This is a genomic window from Mycobacterium paraseoulense, from assembly GCF_010731655.1.
Classification (GTDB): Bacteria; Actinomycetota; Actinomycetes; order Mycobacteriales; family Mycobacteriaceae; genus Mycobacterium; species Mycobacterium paraseoulense.
Window position 1 is genome coordinate 3,018,132 of sequence record NZ_AP022619.1, and the last position, 15,083, is coordinate 3,033,214.

The window sequence follows — 15,083 nt, forward strand, 5'->3', positions numbered from 1 at the left end:
GGCCGGCGCGTCAGCTGCGCAACGTGGACACCGTTTTGACGAGCAGGTCGGCAGCGAATTGCGGTGGCAGTGCGGGCACCACCGAACCCGGATCGGTGGTCAGCGTGGTGAACGCGTAGAAGTTGCCCAGGTACGCGATGAACGTGTATGTGCGCGAATCTATCTCGGTACCGGACTCGACCGACGACTTGACGTCGGCCACCATCCCGAGGGTTGGGACTCCATCGATACGCGGGGCGTCGATGAGGTGCACGCTTGCGGTGGCGCGTCCGGCGGTCATGGTCCACCGGCCGCATGCGGCGACGACGTCGTCGGGCCGGTCCACCGGGCCCGGCAAAGCCACCACCACCGCGTCGACGATGCCGCCGCTGCCCGACCCGGCCACGCCCTGCGCCGACTGGTCACGCCCATTGCCGGGGTCGGCGAGCGCCCCGCATTGCGGCGGCCTCGCCGTGTTTTCCGACGCGTCGGGCCCGAGGCTCCAGATCACTTGCGGGGAAGCTCCGCTGGGGATGACCGTGGTCGCCTCGTAACCGGGCGGCAGTTCGCGGACCACCCTCTTGATGTTGGCCGGGTTGACCGCCGCGGGTGGTGGCGCCGTCGTGGCGGTCGGCGGCGGTGCGGGCGCCGATGGGTGAGCGCACGCGGCCACCAGCACCGCGAGCGCCGGAGTCGTCACCCGGCCAAACCGAAACGGCCGCATGCCCGTTCGTGGCACAACGCGCAGGCTCAGCCGACCACCTCGATCATCTGGCGGGCCACGTGCTCGATCTGGGCAGCCACCTCGCGCCGAACGCCATGGTCGCGACGGTGGGGCACGTCGATGACGGTGGTGATGACGCCGACGTCTTCGCGCTGCCAGATCGCCCCGTGGTGGTCCATGATGGTGCGCATCGGTAGATTGTCGGAAAGCATTCGCGCGGAGAACCTTTCGACCCCGGCGACCCGGGCGGCGATGGACAGCGCGTTGATCAGGAAGGTGCCGATCCCCCGCCCCTGGTAGGCGTCGGCGACTGTGAACGCGATCTCGGCGACGCTGCGGTCGCCTTCGTCGCGCACGAAGCGCGCGTCGGCCACCGGGTCCCCGCCGTCGATCACCACCCAGACGAAGTGGTCGACGTAGTCGACCTCCGAGAGGTAGTGCATCAGCTCCGGGGTGGGAAGGCGCGGCGTCATGAACCGCCGGTACAGCGTCTCGCTGGAGAACTGGATGTGTCCGTGCACCGTCCGCTCGGTGTCGCCGGGCAGCACCGGTCGCAGCATCAGATGCGTGCCATCGCGGACGCGGATCGGGATCGGTGTGATGAACGCGGCCAGACGCTGGCGCACCGTGCGCAGCAGCCGGCCCATCACCCCGGGTATGTGGACCATGCGGACGAAGGCGTCGTTGTCGCCGATCCAACCGGTCAGCGGTCCCGCGGTGGTGACCGTCGCGGTCCGCGGGATGTGCCGCAGCAGGGCGATCTCTCCGATGAGCATGCCCGGGAACGCGTGCTCGACGATGACCACGCCGTCCTCGCCGACGTGGGTGATCTCGACGACGCCCGACGAGATGAGCAGGAAGGAGACGGCCTGCTCACCCTGCTGCATCAGCACCTGGCCGGCCGCTGCGCGCAGCGGTTGCAGCGAGGCCGCCAACGGCGCGAGATCGGTGGTGGGACATCCCTCGAAGATGTCCATCGTCGCCAGCTCGTCGGCCCGCGCGCCGGTCAACGCCACCGCGATAGCCCGCCGCTCACACCGCGTGGGTCTGGGCGCGGTGACCGCCGCTGTGCCATGACCTGCCCGCCTGAGGTGCCGTCGTCTACCGCGCCAGGCCCGACACTCCCGGTTGCGGTCGGATGTTGCCCAGGTTATGGGCTGGGTTCCGGCCGGGGCAAGGAGTGCGCGTCGGCCGTATCCGTCGGCGATGCCGCGGGGCATGATGAGCGAGTGAGCCGAGCCCACCGGAGTTCACCGGGATCGACCGGCGCGGGCCCGCGCAAAGTCCAGGTGGGCGGTCTGCGGTTCGATGCCGTGACCGAACAACAGGTGGTCGACGTCGTGCGCGCGGCATGGGCCACGGGCCGGGGCGGCTCGATCGTGCCGGTGAACGTCGACGTGGCCCGGGCGGCCGCTCGCGACCCCGACCTCGCCGCCCTGATCGCCCGGGCGTCCCTCGTCGTGGCGGACGGGATGCCTCTGGTGTGGGCGGCGCGGGCAACGGGTGACAGGTTGCCGGAGCGCGTCGCCGGCTCGTCGTTGATCTTTCCGTTGAGCGCCGCGGCGGCCGCCGGCGGGAAATCGGTGTATCTGCTCGGCGGCGCCCAGGGGGTGCCGGAGCGGGCGGCCGCGGCGCTGCTGGCGCGGTCGAACCACCTGCGCGTCGCCGGCACCTGTTCGCCGGAATTCGGCTTCGACACGACGGAGGAGGGGGCGCGCCGCGCAGTCGCCGCCGTTGCGGCGGCCGCACCGGATCTGGTGTTCGTGGGGTTGGGCTTTCCCAGGCAGGAACGCCTGATCGAGCTGCTGCGCCGGGAGCTACCCACTGCCTGGTTCCTCGCCTGCGGCGGCGGCATCGCGATGACGGCCGGGGTCGTCCGCCGGGCGTCGCCCGTGCTGCAGCGGCTGGGGCTCGAATGGGTGCACCGGCTGGCGCTCGAGCCGCGGCGCCTCGCCCGCAGGTATCTTCGCGACGACCTACCGTTTGCGCTGGCGCTCGTGATTCGCTCGGCGGCGCGACGATTCAGGCGGAGCGAGAGTCCTTGGCGCTCAGGATGAGTCGCACGGCGGCGGCCAGATCGTCGACCACCGCGTCGGCGCCAGCCGCCTCGCCGTCACCGCCGCGGAGCAGGACGGTCGCCGTGCCGGCCGCTCGGCCCGCCTCCATGTCGGTCTCGCTGTCCCCGATCATCACCGACTCGGCCAGCTCAAAAGCGTGCTCGCGCGCCGCCTGCGTCAACATGCCCGCCCCGGGCTTGCGGCACTCGCAGCTGGCCGTCGCGTGCGGGCAGTGGTAGGCGGCGTCGAGGCGGGCACCCTCGTCGGCCAGGAGCCGCTCGAGGCGGCGCTGGACGGCGTCGAAACGCACCGCGTCCGCGCCCGGGTCGGACAACCAGCGTTGATTGGTCACCAGGACGGTACGCAGGCCGGCGGCGTTCAAGGCGGCCACCGCCCGGGCCGCGCCCGGCAGCAGGACCAGATCCTCGGGCGATCGGATGTACTCGCCGTCGTCGGCCTTGACGTTGATGGTCCCGTCCCGGTCCAGGAAGACGGTGCGGACGTTGCGCAAATCGGCCATGCTCGGGGCGTTCTCAGCAGGGCCGGGGAAACAGCGCCGCCTCGACCATCTCGCAGATCGAATGGCCCAGGTGCAGGCACGCCTCCTGGACCCGGCCGGTGTTGTCGCTCGGGACCCGCACGCAGAATTCGGCGACGTCGGCCACTTTCCCGCCGCGCGCACCGGTGAGCGCGACCGTCGTCATCCCGGCGGCGGCGGCGGCTTCCAGCGCGCGGACGACGTTCGGTGAGTTCCCCGACGTGGTCAGGCCGACCACGACGTCGCCCGCGCGGCCGGCGGCGAGCACCTGGCGGACGAAGACCTCGTCGTAGGAGTAGTCGTTACCGATCGCCGTCATCGCCGCCGTGGCGTCCGGCAGGCTGATCGCGGCGAGACCCGGGCGGTCGAAAGCGAAGCGGCCCATCAGCTCCGCGGCCAGGTGCCCCGCGTCCTGCGCGGATCCGCCGTTGCCGAAGAAGATCACCTTCCCGCCGGAACGCAGCGACTCGATCATCAGTCGCGCGATCTCGACGGTCTGCGCGGCGATGACGCCCGAAAGCATTTGCTGTTTGACGGCGATCGTCTCCGCCAGCCGCTCCTGGACCAGTTCGACGCTTGGCGTGACGACATCCGAGGCGCTCATGCCTGCCATGTGGTCAATCCTTTGCTCTCGAAGGCGAATTCGGTGATGGTCGCGCCGGCCGACTCGAGGCTTTCGATGAGGCGGTGTTTCTTCGCGAAGTCGCAGAACAACAGGATGTAACCGCCACCGCCCGCGCCGGTGATCTTGCCGCCCAGTGCGCCGTTGCGCAGGGCGAGGTCGTAGAGCTCGTCGATGCGCTCGTTGGTGATGTAGGGCGACATGCGCTTCTTCTGCGTCCAGGCCTCACCCAGCAGGGCGCCGAAATCGTTCAGTTTGTTCGTCAGGAGTGCGGCCTTCATGGCCACCGCCAGCTCCTTCTGCGCCCGAAGTCCGGCCAGGGTGTCGTCCGAGCCGGTGGCGGCGCGCCGCGTTTGGTCCTCGATCACTCGCGCGGAGTCCCGCGTGATGCCCGTAAAACACAGCAGCAGGCTCAGTTCGAGCTCGAAGGCGGTCTCGTCGCGGATGCGCAGCGGGTTGACGATCACGCGGTCGGTGAACTCGATGAAGTTGAATCCGCCGAACGTCGCCGCGTACAGGTCCTGCATGCCGCCCGTGATGCCCAGGTCCTCGCGCTCGATGGCACAGGCCAACTGGGCGGTCTCGTACTCGCCCATCGGCACGCCGTAGTGCTCGGCGAGCAGGCCCGTGAGCGCCACCATCATCGTCGACGAGGAGCCCAGCCCCGAGCCCGGCGGAGCGCTCGAACGCAGCACCAGGTCGTAGCCGTCGGTGCCTGCCCTGCCGAAACGGCGCACGGCGGCCTTGATCAGGTCCAGGCTGCCGTCGTAGAGAATCTCGCTGTCGAGCCTCATCTCGGTAGTGGTCTTGAAGTCCACCGATTCGATGGTGACCATGCGATCGGTGCGCGGAGTGAGCGATCCCTGCGCGTAGCGGTCGATGGTCGCGGACAGGACACAGCCGCCCTCGGTGGTCGGGAACGGCGGCACGTCGGTGCCGCCCCCCGCGAAGGAAATCCGCAGCGGCGCACGCGCGCGGATTCGGGGCCGGGGATTCACTGTCGACGTAATCCGCTCAGCAGGCCGACGCGCGTCCCGCGGTCGTCGGCGGATTGTGCGCCACGTCCTCACTCCATCCGTTGCCTGCGAGAGGCCCCAGAGCATCGCCTCTCGCGGAAGAGCCCTAGCGTAGCAGTCGGATCGGCAGAAAAATGGGGATTCACCTGCGGATTGTCCCACCAGGTCCACGCCCGAAAGAAAGCGACGAAATGAGCCAGGGTGCAGTCGAATTGACCCGCGGTCTGCTGACCGAGGACGCCGCGCTGCGGCATGGTTTCCTCGACGTATTGGGCGAATCGACGAGTTCTCCGGCCCCGACGTTCGCGCAGCGCGCCATGAACAGCCCCCTGGTCGCTACAGTCTACGAGCGCCTGTGGCGCCCGGCGGCGTTCTACGCGGCCAGCGGTGTTACCACCCTCGCCGAACAACGGCGGGCGGCATCGGCGCTGCGGGTGTCCACCGCGGGGCGATTGCTCGACGTCGCCTGCGGCCCAGGCAATTTCACCGGCTCGTTGGCAGGACAACTACCGGATGGCGGACTCGCGGTCGGTTTCGACATCTCCGAACCGATGTTGACGCGGGCCGTCCTGGACAACAGCACGCCGCGGACCTGCTATGTCCGCGGCGATGCCCGCGCGTTGCCGTTCGCCGACGCGACTTTCGACGCGGTCTGTTGCTTCGGCGCCCTGTACCTGATGCCCGAGCCGTTCCGGGTGGCACACGAAATGGTGCGGGTGCTCAGGCCCGGGGGTCGCATCGCGGTCCTCACCAGCTTTGTCCCGGACCTGCCCGGAATCCGGCACGTGATGACCGCCGGCGCCGGCGTCATCGGGCTCACCATGTTCGACCGGCACGCCTTCGTCGACCTGTTCTCGTCGGCCGGGCTGGTCGACGTCGATCAGCAGACGCAGCGCGCGCTGCAGTTCGTCGCCGCAGCAAAGCCCGGCTGACGGTTGGCAGACCTCAGGAAGCCGCCTTGCACACGCCGAGGACCCGAACCACCGGCGTGCCCGCCTCGCACTCCAGCACCCAGGGGGCACCGCCGTCCACGGCCTCCGACGTGAGCGTGAACATCACCGGCTGCGCGCTGCGCTGCGTCATCTGCGTGCACTCCACCCGGAACAGGCGATAGTCACCGCCGTCACCGACGGCGAGCGAGAAGCCTGGCCGCACCGACTCAACCGGCACCTTCTGCAGGTAGTAGTCAACGTTCATCTGTCGACCGTAGGGCCGCTAGTCCGACGCGCCCGGCGCCGCCACGCGCCTCTTAGGCAATGTTCAGGCAAATTTTGGGACCGTATTAATCTTCCCCGCGCGCATGCGCACCGGGCTGCCGCACGAATTCGACGATGATCGACGCCATGTCGTCGATGGCGCTGCGCGGAATCACTTCGAAACCGTGAGTGCTCAGCGTGGGCACGCACAACAGACCCGCGCGCGGCGTCAGCCCGCTGGCCTTCGAGTGCGACGCGTCGGACTCGAAGGCGCCCAGCACGGCCGCCTGTGGCGACAGGCCGAGCTCGGTGGCGATGCCCATCAGCCGGTCGGCGACGTCCTTGTCGTAGACGCACAAGGCGTCGCTGTAGCCGACGATCGGCCCGCCGGTGACGCTGGTGTCGTACTCGCGCTCGGTGGGGCCGACCTCGAGGGCAAGGGTGAGGGTCCCGGGCAACGACCCGCTGGCGTAGGTGCCCCCCACCCCGCCGATCTCCTCGTTGGTGGTGAACACGAAATAGACGTCGTCGACCGGTCGCTGGCCACGGTCGCGCAGCTGGCGCGCGGCGCGCAGCAGGGCGGTCACCGCGGCGCGGTCGTCGAGGAAGTAGCAGCCCAGGTAGCCACCGAACTCGACCAGCGTCCTCTTGCTGCGGTCGACGCACACCCGGGTGCCGGGGCGCACCCCGGCGACCTCCAACTCGTCGGTGCTCAGACCCGTGAAGACGTAGACGTGATGCCAGTCCAGGGCGCGGTCGCCCTTGTCGGGCTTGGTCTGCCAGATCCGCTGGCTCTCCTGGGTGGTGTGTTCGGAGCCCAGGGTGAGGATCGCGGTCAGTGTCTCGTGCTCGCCGAGCACTGCGACCGGTCCAAGGCCGAAGTTGCCGGGATACATCGTGCCCAGCTGGGTCACATGCAGGGCGCCGTCCGGCTCCACCCGTTTGACGAGCATGGACAGCTCGTCCAGGTGCGCCATGACCCGCGTCGCGACGCCCGGTTCGGCCGCCGAGGACACCCGGTGCCGGTGCCCGCGCCCGACGTCGCCGGCCGGGGGCTCGGCGGCGACGTACCCGATCAGGTTGCCGGCGTCGTCGGTCCACATGTCGTCGACGACGGGCTGCAGTTCGCGGGCACACACCGCGCGGACGGCGGCTTCCTGGCCGCAGGGCCCGTATGCCCAGAGGAGTTCCTGCAGCAGGCCGTCGGCCGCGTTGTTCTCGCGCGTCGCCATGCGGTCCTTTCGTTCTGTGGCTCGTCGAAAGGATCAATACCCCGCACGCGTAACGGGCAATCGCGCGAATCCCGTGCGCTGGATCCGGGAGGCGGAAGGGCCAAGGCGCCTACGCGTACGCGAGCTCCAGTCGTTCCAGGCGCCGCACCAAGAGACTGGGCAGCCACTTCCCCACCTCGGCGGCCGTGACGTTTGAGGTCCGCTCCGAAGTTGGCCCAGCACGATGGTTGCCTCCAATCGTGCGAGCGCCGCCCCGACGCAGAAGTGGATTCCCTTGCCGAAGCTGATATGGCCCTTGGCCGCCGGGCGGTCGAGGCGAAATTCCCCGGGATTGTCGAAATGCGAGGGGTCGCGATTGGCCGCCCCCCACAACAAAAGCAGCCGTGAACCCGCCGGCAATGCGGCGCCGCATAGTTCGGTGTGGTTGACGACGTGCCGGTAGTGCCCCCGGAAGGGCGGTTCGTAGCGCAGCACCTCTTCCAGAAACGGCCCGAGCAGATCCGGCTGATCGCGCACCTGCCGCTGGATGTCCGGCCGCGTCGCCAAAATCCAAGCGGCAGAACCGATCAGGAATGGCGCATCTCGTTGCACCGCCGGTGAGCGCGCGATCATGCGCCGGATCTATCCACTCATCGGCCGATTGTTCGCCCCTCAGACCGCCGAGATCAGCCTCCTGATCGACCCGACGGCGTTGCACGCTCGGCTCGCCCGGCCCTTCAACATCGATGAGCTCACCGCCGAGCTGGACAACGAAACGTATCTCGTCACCCACCCGTGAACAGTTGAGTCTGCGCGAGCACGGGATCCCGACACGCGGAGTAACGTCATTGGCCGGTCCGGGGAACAAGTAGCGAACTTCTGGCGGTGCGATGCAGCTGATCTGGCTGAACGTTGCCGATCTGATCGCGCAGGCCGGCGGCGACCCGTGGGCGATCAACCGGAGCCTGCAGGCCGGGAGTCCGCTCGAGATCTCTCAACTGGCGGGTGCCTTCCACGACGCGGGCCGGTGCACGGCCGAGGCGGACCATGCGTTCGAGCAAGCCCGTCAGCGTTTCGACGCGGCGTGGAACCACCAGAACGGCGACCATCCGATCAACGACTCCGCCGAGGTGCAGCGCACGGTCAAGTCGCTTGGGGCGCAGTCCCTGCAACTGCCCAAGATCGCGGCCGATTTGGAAACCATCGCCGCCGCCCTGGCCGAGGCGCAAAAAGCCGGCGCTCAACAGATCGCCGCGCTGGAACGGCAATTGCAGCTGCTCGACAAACTGATCGGCGCGGCGATGGAGGATCTCAAGGATCGCAACCTCGACGCGAACAGCCGGTCCCAACTCGAATCGTTGATCAAGGACGCCAAAGCCGACGCCGCCGACGAGACCAGAGATGCCCTGCACCAGCTGCAGTCGATCCGCGACGGCTACTCCAACACCTTGCAGAAGTCTTTGGGCGCCCTGCACGGCGATGGATACGACCAGTCGGGTATCCAGGCGGTCGAGGGTCCGCTCTCGCCGGTGCCGGACCTGCCCGACGACCCCAAGGAGTTCGCGCAGGTCTGGAGCACTCTGACGCCCGCACAGAAAGACCGTGAGTACCAACGGAATCCGTTGATCGGAAACCACAACGGGATGCCCGCGGTGGACCGCGATCACTACAACCGGCTCGATCTCGCCGACGAACTGGGCCGCGCTCAGGCCGCCGCCGCGCAGGCCGATGCGCTGAAGGCCCAGCATCCCGATTGGGCGGAGGGCAAGAACATTCCGGCCCCCAACGAGCCGGGGGCGATCTTCGACGATCGCCTCGCCTACGAGGCGTGGCAACGCCGATACGACGCCGCCCGGGACGGGGCCAAGTACCTGCCCGACCTGCAGGCCGTCGACAGAACCGTCAAAGCGAGCCCGGACCGCAAGCTCATGCTGCTGGACACCAAGACCGGCAAGCAGGCCCGGGCCGCGATCGCCGTCGGGGACCCCGACACGGCCACCCATGTGTCGGTGACCGCGCCTGGGTTGAACACCACCGTTCGCGGCGCCATCGGCGGCATGGTGTCGGAGGCCACCGACGTCCGGAAGGAAGCCCTGCGCCAACTGAACCTGACCCCCGGCCACGAACACGACACCGTCTCGGCGATTGCGTGGATCGGTTATGACCCGCCCCAGGTGCCGGGGTTCGACGATCTCGGCAAATCGCTCGCCGGTGGGTGGGACGTCAGCCACGACGCCGTCGCCCGAGCCGGCGCGCATGACCTGGCCGGCTTCTACGACGGGATACAGGCCGCCCACCACGGTGGGCCGGCCGACCTCACCGCGATCGGACACTCCTACGGGTCACTGACCACCGGGCTGGCCTTACAAGAGCCCGGCGATCACGGGGTGTCACGGGCGCTGTTCTACGGCTCGCCCGGCATCGAAGCCTCCACACCCCGGCAACTGCACCTGCAGCCCGGCCATGTGTTCACCATGGAGACCCCCGACGATCCGATCCAATGGACCTACGACGGCCCCGCCATCGCCCACGACGTGGCCCCGTTCCTCCCGCCGCCCTTCAGAGACCTCGCCGAAAGCGTCTTGGGCACGGCCGACGCCACCGGCGCCGGCCACTTCGGCCCGAACCCGGCCACCAACCCCAACTTCACCCACCTGGCCACCGGCCCCGCCACCGTCCCCGACGGCCACGGCGGCACCCTGACCCTCCAGGACGCGCACGGTCACAGCGATTACCCCCGCTTTCCCGACGGCGGAGGGCTCAGAACGACCAACTACAACATCGCCGCCGTCCTCGCCGGACTGGGCGACAAGGCGGTTCCCACGAAGTGAGCAACAACCGAGCAACCAGTTCCCGCAACCCGCGACGCCACCGGATCCTGTGCACCGCCGTGGCCGCAATCGCACTAGCCGCAGGAGGATGCCACGTGTCCCAGCCCTACGCACCCACCCCACCCAATGACGCCGCCAAGGCGCTACAGGTGCTCAAGTCCCTGCCCTCGTTCGAGGACACCCAGGCCCAGGTCCAAGCGGCGATGAACGAGATCACCGCCGCCGCAAGCCATGTCGTTCCCTCGATCACCTGGGAGACGCCGCAGGAAGGCTCCGGCGACATCTGCGAGCGACCGTACGAGCAAACCGACGGCAAGCGGTACTTCCTGCCCGACGCCGTGGCCGCCAATGTGGCGGTCTCCGAGCAACAGTGGACGGCCATCCAAGAGGCCGCCAAACAGGCGGCCGCCAAGATCGGTGCGACCGACGTGCAGGTGATGCATAACAACCCCGGAAACCACGACGTGGGCTTCTACGGCCCCACCGGGATCTTCATCAAAGTCGGCTACCGGGGAAACCTGGTCGTCTCGGGCTACACCGGCTGCCGGCTGCCGCGTGACAAGAAATAGGTGGGCGACGAGCGACCCTGACCTGGTCAAACTTTGTGGAGCTAAGGGGATTCGAACCCCTGACCTACTCGATGCGAACGAGTCGCGCTACCAACTGCGCCATAGCCCCTGATCGCTAGCAGGCTACCAGCCGCGGCCCGAACCGCCGAACCGCACTACTCGCCGACGGCCCGCGGCAAGTCCCTGGACCAGCCGTAGTGGCGCATCGGCATCGCGTAGTCCAGATGCTCGAAGATCGGGTCCTCGTCGTCGATCTCCAGAACCACCGCGCCCGGGCGCCGCAGCCGCGACGGCACCACGTCGTAGTCGCGGTCGTAGGCGTTCTCCACGCCCATCCGCGCCCGCGCCATCCGCTGCATCCGGCGGCGACGCACCTTTTCCTCGATGCGGGTTTGGCGCCGCAGGTAACCCAGGTACAGCAGCGTCACGGCGGTGGCGGTGCCGCACGCCCACCAGGCGCTGGGCGAGATCTTGAACGCGGCCGTGGCCGAGCCCACCAACACGACCGCCATCACCATCAGCACGCGCTTGCGGAATTTGTACTTGCGGGCGCTGACGGCGGCGGCGGTTTTCGCGTCGAACCGGCGGCGCCGCGAGGCGTTCCGCGGCACCGGCGCCGGCATTTCCTCGTCGTCGGCTTCCGCCTCGGGCTCCAACCCGGAGGAGTCCTCGATGTATTCGTAGCCCTCGTCGTCCTCGTCGCCGGCGTGGGCGACGACGTCGGTGTCGGACTCCTCGTCGTCCTCGTCGGCTTCGGCTTCGTCCTCGACCACGGCAGCGACGCCGGCGGGGAGCGCCTGCGAATCCTCGATGACGTCGACGTCGAGGTAGTCGGGATCGGGGCGCTCGGGCGCCGCGGCCGTCACGACCACCGGTCGCAGCTGGCGCAGCTCGTCGGTGTCGTGGTCGTCGCCGTGTTCTTCGTCGTCGTGCTCGTCCCCGGCGAGGTCACGCTCGTCGTCGAGCTCGTTGTCGGCCGCCTCTTCCGGCGGCTGCCAGTCGGGATCGCTGCGGTGCCCGGCGGCGGGACCGCTGCGCTTGATCAGCCGCGAATTCGCCCCACCGTTGAGGACCCGGGTCGCCAGCGCCACGTCGCTGGTGCGCCGCACGGCGTCGCGCTTGCTGACGAGCATCGGCACCAAGACGAACAGCCAGAGCACTACGAGCGAGATCCACAACAGTGACTGCGGAATGCTTGGCATGACGACCTGCTCTCTTCGTTTCCGATCCCGCGAGGCCCACCGGTGGCCAGCGCGGCCGGGTCTGAGTGACCAGGACAATTACACACCTGTAATTTCGCTCTCACAAGCACCATGAGTCACTCGTGTCGCGGTAGCCACATTGCGGCCGGCCCGCTAGGGGTGCTCAGGCCCAGCTGGCGTGCCCGGCGCGGACCAGCGTCGACGCCACCGATCCGGACACCTCCTCGACGGTGATGGCCATCAGCAGGTGGTCGCGCCACGCCTTGTCCACCTCGAGGTAGCGCTGCAACAACCCCTCTTGGCGGAATCCGACCTTTCCCAGCACGGCGCGGCTCGCGACGTTCTCGGGCCGCACCGTGGCCTCGACGCGGTGCAACATCACCGGGCCGAAGCAGTGGTCCAGCCCCAGCGCCAACGCCGCCGTGGCCACCCCGCCGCCCGTCGCCGACCGCGGTACCCAATAGCCGATCCACGCCGACCGCAGTGCCCCATGGGTGACGTTGCCGATGGTCAGCTGGCCGCAGAACCGACCGTCGAGCTCGATGACGTACGGCAACATGCGGCCGGCGCGGGCCTCCGCACGCAGCCCGGAGCACAACGCCGGCCACGCGGCGACCGTGTGCCGGCTCGTCCAATCGGTCTCCGCGCTGGGCTCCCACGGCTCGAGGTGCGCGCGGTCGGCCAACCGGATCCGGCTCCACTGGGCGCCGTCGCGCATCCGCACGGCCCGCAGCCGGACCACCCCGGCCGGGACCCGCAACGGACCGACGTCCAGCGGCCAACCCGGGTGGCGGGGGTTGGTGCGCAACAGGTTCACGAGCCCGTGGAGTCGTTGCACTTAACCGCGCTGGGCCAAGAAGGCGACGTCGACGATCTCGCCGGTGCGGACTTGTTCGGCGCCGGTCGGCACCACCACGAGGCAGTTCGCTTCCGCGAGCGTGGCCAGCAGGTGGGAGGACGCGCCGGGGGCCCCGCCCAGCGCCTGCACCAGATATTCACCGGTTTCCTGGTCGCGCATCAGCTGGCCGCGCAGGTAGCCCTTGCGCCCGGCGACCGACGTGATGGGCGACAGCGTGCGGGCCTGCACGATCCGGCGCATCGGCTGGCGCTTGCCCAGCGAGAGGCGGATCAGCGGCCGCACCATCACCTCGAAGACCACCAGGGCACTGACCGGGTTCGCGGGCAGCAAGAACGTCGGGACGCCGTCGCGGCCCAACTGACCGAACCCCTGGACCGACCCCGGGTGCATCGCGACGCGGACGACTTCCATCTCCCCGAGCTCGGAAAGGACCGCGCGCACCGGCTCGGCAGCGGCGCCCCCGACGCCCGCGATCACCACCACCTCGGCGCGGTTGATCTGACCCTCGATGATCTCGCGGAATTCCTTGGGCTCGTTGCTGACGATGCCGACGCGGTTGACCTCCGCTCCGGCGTCCCGGGCCGCCGCCGCGAGCGCGTAGGAGTTCACGTCGTACACCTGGCCGTTGCCCGGGGTCCGCGAGATGTCGACCAGTTCGCCGCCGACGGCCATCACCGTCACCCGGGGCCGCGGATGCACCAGCACCCGCTCGCGGCCGACCGCGGCCAGCAGGCCGACCTGGGCGGCGCCGATGACGGTTCCGGCGCGCACCGCCACGTCACCGGGCTGCACATCGTCGCCGGTGCGGCGCACATACGCACCCGAAGGCGCCCCGCGCAGAATCCGCACCCGCGTGCTGCCACCGTCGGTCCAGCGCAGCGGGATGACCGCGTCGGCCAGTGTGGGGAGCGGGGCGCCCGTGTGCACCCTGGCGGCCTGGCGGGGCTGCAGCCGGCTGGGCGTGCGCGCCCCGGCCTCGACGGTTCCCATCACGGGCAGGACGAGGCCCTCGCGCCGGTCTTCCTCGAGCTCCGCGTCGCCGGGCGGCTCACCCAGGGCGTCGGCGCCCACTTCGCCGACGCCCAGCACGTCGACGCTGCGCACCGCATAGCCATCGATCGCGGCCTGATCGAAACCGGGCATCGGGCGCTCGGTCACAACCTCCTCGGCACACATCAATCCCTGCGCCTCGGCGATGGCCACCCGGATGGGCCGCGGAGCCACCGCGGCGGCGGTTATCCGGGCCTGCTGCTCCTCCACAGAACGCACAGCGCGCCTCTCTGCCCTGGCGGCGGCCTAGGCCCTCAATGCCCCAGCGGGGGCGCCGTCGTGGGCCGGGCGTTCAAAGCCGGCTACTTCTCGGCCAGGCCTAACCGCGCCACCAACCATCGCCGCAAATCCGGGCCGTAGTCGTCACGATCCAATGCAAAGTCAACCGCAGCCTTGAGGTAGCCGCCGGGATTTCCCAAGTCGTGTCGAGATCCGCGATGCACGACGACATGCACGGGGTGGCCCTCGGAAATGAGCAACGCGATCGCATCGGTGAGCTGTATTTCCCCGCCCACCCCGCGGTCGACGCGGCGCAACGCGTCGAAGATAGCGCGGTCGAGCACGTAACGGCCCGCAGCGGCGAACATCGATGGGGCTTCCTCGCGCCTGGGCTTCTCGACCATGCCGTTGACTTTCAGCACGTCAGGGTTGTCGTCGCCGGGCGCCGGCTCGACATCGAAAACCCCGTAGGCGCTGATTTCCTCGGGCGTCACCTCGATGGCGCACAGCACCGTGCCGCCGTAGTGCGCCCGCACCTTGGACATCGTCTCCAGGACGCCGGTGGGCAGCACCAGGTCGTCGGGCAGCAGCACCATCACGGCGTCCTCGTCGGGAGCCAGCGTGGGCTCCACGCAGCTGATGGCGTGCCCCAGTCCCAGCGGCTCGGCCTGCACCACGGACTCGACCTTGATCAGCTGCGGCGCGCGGCGCACCTTGTCCAGCATCGCCTTCTTGCCGCGGGCCTCCAGCGTGCCCTCGAGGACGAGGTCCTCGACGAAGTGCGCGACGACGCCGTCCTTGCCCTCGGAGGTGATGATCACCAGGCGATCGGCCCCCGCCTCGGCCGCCTCGGCGGCGACCAGCTCGATGCCGGGGGTGTCGACGACCGGCAGCAGCTCCTTGGGCACCGTTTTCGTCGCGGGCAGGAAGCGAGTACCAAGACCGGCGGCGGGCACGATCGCCGTGTGTGGGACCACCACTTTTGGGCTTGACATTGTTCACACGATAAC

15 protein-coding genes, 1 tRNA gene and 2 pseudogenes are annotated in these 15,083 nt (G+C 69.2%); 5 read left to right on the forward strand and 13 right to left on the reverse strand.

The window, feature by feature from the left end; translation table 11 throughout:
- Positions 1-10 precede the first annotated feature (10 nt).
- Both G6N51_RS13805 and G6N51_RS13810 read right to left on the reverse strand, forming a co-directional pair.
- Positions 11-703, reverse strand: coding sequence for a DUF5642 family protein (locus G6N51_RS13805; protein ID WP_083166872.1), 693 nt, complete (start codon positions 701-703; stop codon positions 11-13).
- Between the two features lie 26 nt (positions 704-729).
- On the reverse strand, positions 730-1,680 hold the full coding sequence (locus G6N51_RS13810; protein WP_083167599.1) for a GNAT family N-acetyltransferase: 951 nt from the start codon (positions 1,678-1,680) through the stop codon (positions 730-732).
- Positions 1,681-1,932: 252 nt separating this feature from the next.
- On the opposite strand from G6N51_RS13810, the gene G6N51_RS13815 reads away from it, so the two are divergent.
- Complete coding sequence (locus G6N51_RS13815) at positions 1,933-2,760, forward strand: WecB/TagA/CpsF family glycosyltransferase (protein WP_083166875.1); 828 nt, start codon at positions 1,933-1,935, stop codon at positions 2,758-2,760.
- On the opposite strand, the gene G6N51_RS13820 is transcribed toward G6N51_RS13815, so the two are convergent.
- The 3 genes from G6N51_RS13820 to G6N51_RS13830 are packed head-to-tail and all read right to left on the reverse strand — an operon-like array spanning position 2,726 to position 4,918.
- Positions 2,726-3,280 (reverse strand): D-glycero-alpha-D-manno-heptose-1,7-bisphosphate 7-phosphatase, encoded by a 555-nt coding sequence (locus G6N51_RS13820; RefSeq protein WP_083166878.1) that lies wholly within the window; start codon positions 3,278-3,280, stop codon positions 2,726-2,728. The genes G6N51_RS13815 and G6N51_RS13820 overlap by 35 nt on opposite strands.
- Positions 3,281-3,293: 13 nt before the next feature.
- A complete protein-coding gene (locus G6N51_RS13825; protein ID WP_174814315.1) occupies positions 3,294-3,911 on the reverse strand; it encodes a D-sedoheptulose-7-phosphate isomerase in 618 nt (205 codons plus the stop codon).
- Positions 3,899-4,918, reverse strand: coding sequence for a GHMP family kinase ATP-binding protein (locus tag G6N51_RS13830; protein ID WP_083166883.1), 1,020 nt, complete (start codon positions 4,916-4,918; stop codon positions 3,899-3,901). Before G6N51_RS13830 ends, G6N51_RS13825 begins: the two co-directional genes overlap by 13 nt.
- Before the next feature lie 209 nt (positions 4,919-5,127).
- On the opposite strand from G6N51_RS13830, the gene G6N51_RS13835 reads away from it, so the two are divergent.
- Positions 5,128-5,868: a class I SAM-dependent methyltransferase gene (locus tag G6N51_RS13835; protein ID WP_083166886.1), complete on the forward strand. Its 741-nt coding sequence runs from the start codon at positions 5,128-5,130 to the stop codon at positions 5,866-5,868.
- Between the two features lie 13 nt (positions 5,869-5,881).
- On the opposite strand, the gene G6N51_RS13840 is transcribed toward G6N51_RS13835, so the two are convergent.
- From G6N51_RS13840 to G6N51_RS13850, 3 genes and pseudogenes are all read right to left on the reverse strand, one after another.
- Positions 5,882-6,133, reverse strand: a complete 252-nt coding sequence (locus G6N51_RS13840) for a hypothetical protein (protein WP_083166889.1) — start codon at positions 6,131-6,133, stop codon at positions 5,882-5,884.
- A gap of 85 nt (positions 6,134-6,218) precedes the next feature.
- Entirely contained in the window at positions 6,219-7,364 is a 1,146-nt protein-coding gene (locus G6N51_RS13845; protein ID WP_083166891.1) for a M20/M25/M40 family metallo-hydrolase, read from the reverse strand.
- Between the two features lie 109 nt (positions 7,365-7,473).
- Positions 7,474-7,934 (reverse strand): annotated as a pseudogene (locus G6N51_RS13850) (cytochrome P450); the annotation flags it as partial.
- Between the two features lie 7 nt (positions 7,935-7,941).
- On the opposite strand from G6N51_RS13850, the pseudogene G6N51_RS13855 reads away from it, so the two are divergent.
- The 3 genes and pseudogenes from G6N51_RS13855 to G6N51_RS13865 form a co-directional block, all read left to right on the forward strand.
- Positions 7,942-8,142 (forward strand): annotated as a pseudogene (locus tag G6N51_RS13855) (hypothetical protein); the annotation flags it as partial.
- Positions 8,143-8,233: 91 nt separating this feature from the next.
- Positions 8,234-10,174: a putative alpha/beta hydrolase gene (locus G6N51_RS13860; RefSeq protein ID WP_083166894.1), complete on the forward strand. Its 1,941-nt coding sequence runs from the start codon at positions 8,234-8,236 to the stop codon at positions 10,172-10,174.
- Positions 10,175-10,269: 95 nt separating this feature from the next.
- The gene (locus G6N51_RS13865; protein ID WP_083166898.1) at positions 10,270-10,743 is read left to right on the forward strand and encodes an LppA family lipoprotein; all 474 of its coding nucleotides are present in this window, start codon (positions 10,270-10,272) and stop codon (positions 10,741-10,743) included.
- Positions 10,744-10,779: 36 nt separating this feature from the next.
- Here the strand turns inward: G6N51_RS13865 and G6N51_RS13870 are convergent.
- The 5 genes from G6N51_RS13870 to G6N51_RS13890 all read right to left on the reverse strand — a co-directional run bounded on the left by G6N51_RS13870 (position 10,780) and on the right by G6N51_RS13890 (position 15,068).
- A tRNA-Ala gene (locus G6N51_RS13870) sits at positions 10,780-10,852 on the reverse strand.
- 46 nt (positions 10,853-10,898) lie between these two features.
- On the reverse strand, positions 10,899-11,945 hold the full coding sequence (gene sepX / locus G6N51_RS13875) for a divisome protein SepX/GlpR (RefSeq protein ID WP_083166901.1): 1,047 nt from the start codon (positions 11,943-11,945) through the stop codon (positions 10,899-10,901).
- 163 nt (positions 11,946-12,108) lie between these two features.
- Positions 12,109-12,762 carry a GNAT family N-acetyltransferase gene (locus G6N51_RS13880; RefSeq protein WP_180134418.1) on the reverse strand — a complete coding sequence of 218 codons (654 nt, stop codon included), beginning with the start codon at positions 12,760-12,762 and terminating at the stop codon, positions 12,109-12,111.
- A gap of 21 nt (positions 12,763-12,783) precedes the next feature.
- The gene (gene glp, locus G6N51_RS13885) at positions 12,784-14,073 is read right to left on the reverse strand and encodes a molybdotransferase-like divisome protein Glp (protein ID WP_083166904.1); all 1,290 of its coding nucleotides are present in this window, start codon (positions 14,071-14,073) and stop codon (positions 12,784-12,786) included.
- Between the two features lie 83 nt (positions 14,074-14,156).
- Positions 14,157-15,068 (reverse strand): UTP--glucose-1-phosphate uridylyltransferase, encoded by a 912-nt coding sequence (locus G6N51_RS13890; RefSeq protein ID WP_083166907.1) that lies wholly within the window; start codon positions 15,066-15,068, stop codon positions 14,157-14,159.
- Positions 15,069-15,083 lie beyond the last annotated feature (15 nt).